We start from the raw sequence: 9,037 nt of genomic DNA, 5'->3' as shown, positions 1-9,037 counted from the left end.
ATGACCGGTGGCGATGGTCCACGTATGCACCACGTTGCTTTCTCTACCCACGAGAAGCACAACATCCTAGCTATCTGCGACAAGCTTGGTGCTTTGCGCATGTCGGACCACATCGAGCGCGGTCCCGGCCGTCACGGTGTCTCGAACGCGTTCTACCTCTACCTGCGCGACCCTGACGGTCACCGCGTAGAGATCTACACCCAGGACTACTACACCGGCGACCCTGACAACCCCGTTGTCACCTGGGACGTTCACGACAACCAGCGTCGTGACTGGTGGGGCACCCCCGTCGTGCCTTCTTGGTACACCGACGCATCACTGGTTCTCGACCTCGATGGTAACCCTCAGCCCATCATTGCCCGAACGGACGCCTCTGAAATGGCAGTCACCATCGGTGCAGATGGCTTCTCCTACGGCCGCGAAGGCGAAGAGATGCCTGATTGGAAAAAGGGCGAATTCAAGTTGGGTAACCAGCTCTAAAACACCTTGAGTGACATGATGCCCATCCATTGGATGGGCATCATGTTTTTCTCACCATGACGAAGCTCTGTCAGGGGAAAGACAAGGGCCAGATTCCATTTCAGGAATCTGGCCCTTGTCGTATCAGTTCGCGCTGCGAATGCTTTTTAGAAGGGGTATGGCGCAATCTCGGGGCGCAGTGTGAGCCACTGTGTCTCGGTGAAAGCCTCGATGTTGGCCTTTGCGCCACCGAAACGTGAACCTGTACCCGAAGCTCCCACGCCACCGAAGGGGATGTTTGCTTCGTCGGAAACGGTCTGCTCGTTGATGTGGATGATTCCGCTGTTGATTGCGTCCGCAATCTTCATCGCTTCTCCCACATCTCCGAGGATTCCCAAGGACAGGCCGTAGTCACCTTCAGAAGCCAATGCGATGGCTTCTTCGGTCGTGGAGAACTTGATCACAGGAGCGACAGGGCCGAAGATCTCGTCCTTCCATGCGCTCATTTCTGGGGTCAGGTTCGAGAGCACGGTGGGCTTGAAGAAGTTGCCTTCGTGAGTTCCGCCAGCAGCCAATGTTCCACCGGCTGCGACCGTGGCATCGACGATGGACTGCACGCGAGCAGTCTGGTTCGCGTCGATGATTGGCCCTAATGCGACCTGCTCGGTGGCGGGGTTTCCCACAGGAAGGTGTGACGCCTTCTCTGACAACAGTGCAACGTATTCATCATGAAGTGACTCATGCACGATGTGACGACCAGTGGTCATGCAGATCTGGCCCTGGTGCATGAAGGAGCCAAAAGCTCCAGCAGATGCTGCTTTTGCCAGATCTGCACCAGGAAGGATGATCAGGGCGTTGTTTCCACCGAGTTCCAGGTGAGTTCGCTTGAGGTGGCGGGCTCCGAGCTCGCCTACCTTGCGACCAGCAGCAGTAGAACCTGTGAAGGAAACAACGCGAACTTCGGGGGCCGCAACTACAGCTTCACCGACATCAACACCACCGTTGACCAGCTGAAGAACACCATCAGGAAGGCCAGCCTCCTGGAAGATGCGAACCAGTGACACACCTGCACCTACAGCGGTGCGAGGGTCTGGCTTGAGAATGACGGCGTTACCCAGTGCAATCGCAGGCGCAACCGAACGGATCGAGAGAATCAGTGGGAAGTTGAAGGGTGCAATGACGGTGACAACACCTGCGGGGCGTTGACGTGACATGCTCCAGCGATCTTCGTTCGATGGAAGAACGTCACCCATCGGGTGAGTGGGAAGTGCAGAAGCTTCGAAACATTCATTCGCTGCGATGTGGGTCTCAAGTCCTGCTTTGGGGGGAATAGAACCGGCTTCTTTAATCAGCCAACCGTGAATTTCTTCGGCATGCTTTTCCCAGAGTTCACCTGCACGGCGAAGAACAGCCGCACGAGCTTCAGGTTTTTGTGCCGCCCATTCCTTTTGGGCTGCCGCAGCAGCATGAGCTGCCTTGTTGACGTCTTCGACGGAAGCAACACCGATGGAACCAAGCTTTTCACCAGTGGCGGGGGAAACCACATCGCGGGTACCTCCACCGGCAGCAACCCAGCCGTTGATAAAGATTTTGTCGCTCCAGAGAGCGGGATCGAGAAGTGTCATGTCTCCTCCTTGAGACCTTTCATTCGTCACCTCTGGGGCAAACGCCTCACAGGTCTGATTAGGAGAATACCGTGCACAAAATGTCAATCACTTGTCCATCCGCGCAAGTGCATTGCTTGATTGTTCCAAAAACTCAACTCCGGTGCAATAGTTAGGAGATTCACATAGTTGTGCATTCCTGGAGGAAACCCCATGTCGAACTCCCCTGCAATCTCAGTGCGTGACGCAGCCTTAAATGTGATGAGAGATGCCGGAATAAGCCGCATTTTTGCAAACCCTGGCTCTACAGAGATCAGCCTGCTGTCCAACTTCCCTGAAGACCTCCAGTTCACTCTTGCTCTGCACGAAGGCTCTGTCATCGGCATGGCTACTGGCCTGGCCATCGCCACAGGTGAGCCAGCACTGGCAATTGTGCACACCACTGCTGGTTTAGGCAATGCAATTGGAGCTATCGCCACTGCGCGAGTGAACCGCGCTCCCATTGCCATCATTGTGGGCCAACAGGACCGTCGCCATCTTGCAACCGAGCCATTCCTCGCTGGAAAACTGAGAGGCCTCGCAGGCGAGTACCCAGTGTGGTTCAACGAGCCTGTAACCGCGCAGGATGTTCCAGCGGCTATTGCCCGCGCCATTTACGAAGCTCGACTTCGCCGCGGTCCCGCAATCGTGGTCGTCCCGATGGATGACTGGAGCCAGTTAGCCGACCCCGACCATGTTTTTGCGGCCCCAGCTCGCGTGGAACGCGGCACGACTGTTGCTCCGGAAGTCATTTCCCAGCTCGCCCACCGCATCAACTTGGCCAAGCACCCGGTCATCATTGCCGGTGCCGGAAATGACAGCGTTGAGGGCTGGGCTGAAGCGGTGCGACTTTCTGAGCATCTGCATGTGCCGGTCTTCCAAGAGTCTTTCGCCGGGCAAGCAGGTTTCCCTCAGGATCACCCTAACTTTGCTGGCTTCCTCTCCGCAGCACGATCTGTCGTGCGCACACAACTCGCTGAGTTTGACCTGATTCTTGCCTTAGGTGCGCCTGTTTTCAGGCAATACAACTTCGAAGCTGGACCTATGTTCCCGGAGGGAACAACTGTTCTTCTCATCACTGAAGACACTGATGAAGCTCTGCGCTCGCCTGCCGATATATCGGTCATTGGCTCCTTGCCGACTTCCCTCAAGCAACTCACCGAACAAACCACGTCCCGCGATTCACGCAAGGCACTGGTCGTGAAGCGTAGGCCAGCACCTAGCGCCCCCCTATCCGGAGAACCGCTGCGTGCTTCACACCTCATGGCCGCACTGGCTGAGCGGTTAAGCTCCCACACGATCGTGGTAGAAGAGACCCCCAGTAGCCGACCAGACCTCCACGACTTATTGCCAGCCCGTGAACCACAAGGCTTCATCAGTGCCGCCATGGGCGGTCTCGGATTCGGTCTGCCTGCCACCATTGGCCTCAAAATGGGCGCACCGGAACGACCCGTTGTTGCCGTCCTGGGCGATGGCTCTTCGATGTATGGCATCCAAGGCCTCTGGAGTGCGCGCCACTACAACGTGGGCTGTTTATTCATTATTTTGAACAACAATCGCTATGCCGTCATGGACCGCCTGGCAGATAAGTTCGGGAAGGGTGGGCCTGCCTGGCCTGCATTCGATGAAATTGACTTTGTCCAGCTCAGCGAAAGCCTGGGAGTCTCGGCCACTCGAATCTCAAGTTATGACCAGATGATTACTCTCCTTGACGAGATCATCCCCACTCTCACTACGAGAACTAGCGCGTTGACTCTGGTTGTGGATGTTGAACCTGAACTGACCTTCGCTCCATGACCGAATCTGCTTCTCGGAGAGCAATACCTGTCACCACTTTGTTTGCCCTAGGAATTATTGGAATTCTTGGGCCATTTGGCACTGATATCTACCTCCCCGCTCTACCTCAGATGGCAGCCGATTTGGGAACGTCCGAATCCAATATTCGACTGACCCTTTCTCTCTACACGTTGGGAATGGCTACAGGGCAACTCGTCATTGGCGCCCTTTCAGATCGCTTTGGCCGACGTCGATTGATGATCAGCGGTGGGCTTGTGGTTGCCATTGCGGCGCTTTCAGCGAGTAAAGCCGAAAACCTTTCCACGTTGCTCCTCTCCTGCGTTGTGTTGGGTATTGGTTCTGCTGCCGGGTTGGTGACGGGTCGTGCTGTGATTGCCGATAAAACGACCGGGTCACAAGCTACAAAGTACTTCTCACTGCTCCAGATGGTGGTGAGCTTGGGACCGATTATTGGCCCCGTTGCCGGCGCCATCTTGCTTGGCTTCGGGGATTGGCGGACAATCTTCGCTGGATTGTCAGTATTTGCCGTGGCGGGGGTATTGGGTGCCATGATGTTCGTTCCCGAAACGCTCAGCCCCCAAGCTCGCCAATCAGCACACCCCTTCAAAGTTATTGCGTTAATGAGTGAGGTGCTTCGAAACAGGCAATACCTCCTCTTTGCCGCGACGATGTGGCTGGGGTTCGGCATGCTTTTTGCCTATATCTCTACTTCTTCATTCATCTTCCAGTCAACCCTGGGTGTCTCCAGTCAGATTTATGCCGCTGACTTTGCTCTCAACGGGGTCGGACTTGTGGGTGCGAGCTTGCTCACTTCACGGCTAGCTCACCGGTTTGCACCTGAACGAATCATTCTCTTCGGCCTGACCCTCCAGGGACTGTCGATGGTATCCCTGATTTTTCTCACCAGCACCAACACCGTCAACTTATGGACTGTCGCGGTGTGCCTGTTTTTGCTCGCCACCAGCATGGGTTTTGTTTTTGGCCCCTCGACATCACTCGCTATTGCTCCTGTTCGCTACGCCAGTGGAACTGCACTAGCCATGGTGGGCTCTTTCCAGTTTGTATCGGCAGGAATCGCATCTTCACTGACCGCACTCGCCAGCCCGCAACCACTCGTGGGATTCCTCATGGTCGGAAGCATCGCTACCGCTGGCGCGGTGGCGACCGCCACAGCTGGTTACCGTTTTCTCCATTCACGTCCTTAACCCTCACACCCCGACTGGAAGCGCCATGGCAATTCTCGAGAACAAAGTAGTCCTCATCACCGGGGGTATCAGCGGTATCGGGTTAGCAACTGCTGACCTCTTTCACAGCGAGGGAGCGATAGTTCATGCCGTTGACCTTAATTCCCCGTCCGAAGGCTCCCTCCCCCCACATTTAGTCAGTCCCCGCTTCTTTACCCACCAAGCGGACGTAACACAGCGTGATCAGTTAGATGCAGTGGTGGCCTCGATTACAGCGCAACATCCCCTGATTGATGTATTGATTTGCAATGCAGGAATCAGCGGGGCGGCGAGCGAGGTTGCAACCTACCCTGCTGAAGTTTTTGCCCGAGTACTTGAGGTGCATGTCATGGGTACTTTCAACACCGTCCAAGCGACGCTCCCCTTTATCCCGGACCAGAGCAGCATCATTATTACTTCGAGCGTGACAGGGCTCGTAGGCCCACCCAAGGTTTCTGCCTACGCAACGGCCAAACATGCACAGGTTGGTTTTATGAAATCTCTAGCAGCGGAACTTGCCCCTCGAGGCATTCGCGTTAACACAGTGAACCCAGGTCCAGTCAATAACGGTTTCCAAAATGACATCGAAGAACGCATGACAGGACTTGACGCCAGCCAAGCAAACGCCAGTTTTAACGAACTGATTCCACTCGGTCGTCACGCCGAAATGGATGAAATCGCGCAAGCAATGCTCTTCCTAGCTGGACCTCACTCCAAAATGATCACCTCGACAACTTTCCGAGTTGACGGCGGAATGGCTGGCTAGCAACGGCATCGCACCTGGGACCTGCTGTGCCATGACTGCACACGAATTGGCGTTTCAGGGCACAAAACTTCTTGCCTTATTCCCGCACAGAGAATGCACTGAGTAACCTTGAATCATGATGGATGACGCTACCCGCACCGCAATTGCAGACGAACTTGTCGAGGCAGAGAAGACGGGCGTGCCTATTCCCCTCATCACTGCTCGTTACCCCGGCATGACTGTTGAAGATTCATATGCAATTCAGGGCATCTGGAAACAGCGCGGTATTGACGCAGGACGTCGCTTGGTCGGCCGCAAGATTGGCCTCACCTCAAAGGTGATGCAGGTTGCAACCGGCATCACCGAACCTGACTACGGCATCATCTTTGACGACATGGTCTATGAAACTGGTTCCGTCATTGACATTGATCAGTTCATCAACACTCGTATCGAAGTTGAGCTCGCCTTTGTTTTGGGCAAGCCGCTGAGCGGCCCCCATGCAACAATCACAGATGTTCTCGACGCAACGGCATATGTCATGCCCGCGCTCGAGATTCTGAGCGCGCACATTGAGATGGAGGGTCGCACCATCGTCGACACCATCTCGGACAATGCAGCGATGGGTGCGATGGTCATTGGCGGAAACCCCGTCAAACCTACCGACGTAGACCTGCGCTGGATCTCTGCCCTGCTGTATCGCAACGAAACCATTGAAGAATCTGGTGTCGCCGCGGCTGTTCTTAATCACCCAGCAGCTGGCGTGCACTGGTTAGCCAATAAAATTCACGCGCATGGTGACTCGATGGCAGCTGGAGAAATCATTCTTGCTGGTTCGTTTACTCGACCCATGTGGGTTTACAAGGGCGACACCGTGCACGCTGACTACGGACCGTTAGGCTCAATCACATGCCAATTCGTCTAAACGCAGAAGCTAACTTTGCTCAGCGCATGGCTGAGTCGAACCGTTCACAGGTCGGTGTGTGGGTGTGCTCCGGCAACTCAACCGTTGCCGAAATCTGTGCCAGCTCTGGCGTGGACTGGCTTCTCATCGATGCTGAGCACACACCCAATGATTTGCAGTCAATCTTGATGCAGCTCCAGGCGGTTTATGGTCACCCCGCAACACCTATGGTTCGCCCGCCTCACGGAGACGCCAACCTGATCAAGCAATACCTAGACTTGGGAGTTCAAAATCTCCTCATCCCCATGGTCAATACCGCCGAGGAAGCAGCAGCGCTCGTGCGCGCTGTGCGCTATCCCCCTCTGGGTATTCGCGGTGTAGGAAGTGCTCTAGCCCGCGCATCGATGTGGAACCGCATCGAGGGCTACCTCGGAAGCGCGAGCGACTACATCTCTCTCTTTGTTCAGATTGAAACCGTCGAAGCGATGAAGAATCTGGATTCAATCCTTGCCGTTGAGGGAATTGATGGAATCTTTATCGGCCCCTCTGACCTCGCGGCCAGCATGGGATTGCTCGGACAACAGGATCATGAAGACGTCGTTTCTTCGGTTGAGGCTGCTATCGCCCAGGCCAAGAAGGCTGGTATTCGCGTCGGCGTAAACGCCTTCGCGCCTGCAACAGCAGACCGTTACATCGCTGCTGGAGTGGACTTCATCCTGGTCGGTGCAGATGTTGCTTTGCTCGCTAGAGCTACAGAAGCACTCGCAGACCGATTCATCGGCACAGCCGATGAATCGTCACGAATTAGTTACTAAGGAAGTTATTGCACAGATAGGCAACCGCTGTGCGCTCTATTGTGTGGCACTTTGTGTGCCCCTATGGAATCGTTGAGTTCAACACTCTGGACTCAAAGAGGAGACACCATGGAAACCCTAGAATCTTTACTCGCTGCAATTGCGCCAACCGGTGAATCACGCGACATTTTGAACCCCGCAACCGGTGAACTGGTGGGCAAAGCTCCCGTTCACAGCGTTGCATTCCTCGACGCAGCCGTCGATGCTGCCGAGAAGGCTCAACCCGCATGGGCTGCTCTTGGTCACGCGAAGCGCAGTGAAATCATGATGGCTGCGGCTGACGCACTCGATGAGAACGCCGAAGCTATGGCTCAACTCCTCAGCCGCGAACAGGGCAAGCCTCTGAACGGCCCCAACGCTCGTTTTGAAATTGGTGGAGCATCTGCCTGGCTTCGCACTGCAGCTGCAACTGCGCTCGAGACTGAGGTTGTCGTTGACGATGAGAGTGGTCACGCTGAGATTACCTACCGCCCCATTGGTGTAGTTGGCGCAATTGGACCCTGGAACTGGCCCGTGATGATTTCGGTGTGGCAGATTGCTCCTGCTTTGCGCATGGGTAACACCGTGGTTGTCAAGCCTTCGGAATACACCCCGTTGAGCGTTCTCGCACTGATTCACGTTCTCAACACCGTTCTCCCTGCAGGTGTCCTCACCGGCGTATCTGGCGACCGAGAAGTTGGCGCACGCCTGTCCTCTCACCCCACTATTGGAAAGATCATGTTCACCGGTTCTACAGCAACTGGTAAGGCGATTATCCGCAGCTCTGCTGACACCGTGAAGCGTTTGACTTTGGAGCTTGGTGGAAACGACGCAGGTATCGTTCTTCCCGACGTTGACCCCAAAGCCATTGCTCAGGATCTGTTCTGGGGTGCATTCATCAACACAGGTCAGACCTGTGCTGCACTGAAGCGTCTCTATGTTCACGATGACGTCTATGACGAAGTTGTTGCTGAGCTCAGTGCCGTTGCAGGCTCCATGCCCATGGGCGTGGGCACTGATGAGGACAACGTTCTTGGTCCGCTTCAGAACAAGGCACAGTTCGACATTGTCGACCGCCTTGTGGAATCGGCAAAGAGCGCTGGCGCACGTGTCATGGTTGGTGGCAACCCTGACCGCGACCAGCCCGGATACTTCTACCCTGCAACCATCGTGGCGGACGTTCCTAACGACAACCCACTGGTTCAGGAAGAACAGTTCGGCCCAGCACTTCCTGTCATCCGCTACAGCAAGCTCGAGGACGCCATTGCTATGGCTAATGGTGTTGACGTAGGTCTCGGTGCTTCGGTCTGGTCAGCTGATTCATCCAAGGCGCGTGAGGTTGCCTCTCAGATTGTTTCTGGAACTGTCTGGATCAACTCTCACGGTGGCGTACACCCCATGATTCCTTTCGGCGGATCCAAGCAGTCCGGTTACGG

8 protein-coding genes are annotated in these 9,037 nt (G+C 55.3%); 7 read left to right on the top strand and 1 reads right to left on the bottom strand.

The annotated features are described in order from the left end of the window. On the top strand, positions 1–480 hold a 480-nt coding region (locus tag Q0362_RS02900), incomplete at its 5' end, for a VOC family protein (protein WP_298119580.1). Positions 481–626: 146 nt separating this feature from the next. On the opposite strand, the gene Q0362_RS02895 is transcribed toward Q0362_RS02900, so the two are convergent. After that, positions 627–2,084, bottom strand: a complete 1,458-nt coding sequence (locus Q0362_RS02895) for a benzaldehyde dehydrogenase (protein ID WP_298119578.1) — start codon at positions 2,082–2,084, stop codon at positions 627–629. A 192-nt stretch (positions 2,085–2,276) separates the two neighbouring features. Between Q0362_RS02895 and Q0362_RS02890 the strand changes: the two genes are divergently transcribed. The 6 genes from Q0362_RS02890 to Q0362_RS02865 all read left to right on the top strand — a co-directional run. Further along, a complete protein-coding gene (locus Q0362_RS02890) occupies positions 2,277–3,899 on the top strand; it encodes a thiamine pyrophosphate-dependent enzyme (protein ID WP_298119575.1) in 1,623 nt (540 codons plus the stop codon). After that, the gene (locus tag Q0362_RS02885) at positions 3,896–5,104 is read left to right on the top strand and encodes a multidrug effflux MFS transporter (protein ID WP_298119572.1); all 1,209 of its coding nucleotides are present in this window, start codon (positions 3,896–3,898) and stop codon (positions 5,102–5,104) included. The genes Q0362_RS02890 and Q0362_RS02885 overlap by 4 nt, the downstream gene beginning before the upstream one ends. 25 nt (positions 5,105–5,129) lie before the next feature. Next, the gene (locus tag Q0362_RS02880) at positions 5,130–5,888 is read left to right on the top strand and encodes an SDR family NAD(P)-dependent oxidoreductase (RefSeq protein WP_298119570.1); all 759 of its coding nucleotides are present in this window, start codon (positions 5,130–5,132) and stop codon (positions 5,886–5,888) included. 115 nt (positions 5,889–6,003) lie between these two features. Then, positions 6,004–6,789 (top strand): 2-oxo-hept-4-ene-1,7-dioate hydratase, encoded by a 786-nt coding sequence (hpaH, locus tag Q0362_RS02875; RefSeq protein ID WP_298119568.1) that lies wholly within the window; start codon positions 6,004–6,006, stop codon positions 6,787–6,789. Next, positions 6,774–7,583, top strand: coding sequence for an HpcH/HpaI aldolase/citrate lyase family protein (locus tag Q0362_RS02870; protein ID WP_298119565.1), 810 nt, complete (start codon positions 6,774–6,776; stop codon positions 7,581–7,583). The genes hpaH and Q0362_RS02870 overlap by 16 nt, the downstream gene beginning before the upstream one ends. Before the next feature lie 108 nt (positions 7,584–7,691). Then, positions 7,692–9,037, top strand: a 1,346-nt coding sequence (locus Q0362_RS02865; protein ID WP_298119563.1) for an aldehyde dehydrogenase family protein, incomplete at its 3' end; no start/stop codon positions are given.

The sequence above is a fragment of the uncultured Aurantimicrobium sp. genome, assembly GCF_936931525.1.
Taxonomy (GTDB): domain Bacteria; phylum Actinomycetota; class Actinomycetes; order Actinomycetales; family Microbacteriaceae; genus Aurantimicrobium.
The sequence above is the reverse complement of the archived record's forward strand: the minus strand, read 5'-3'. Positions and strand labels throughout refer to the sequence as shown.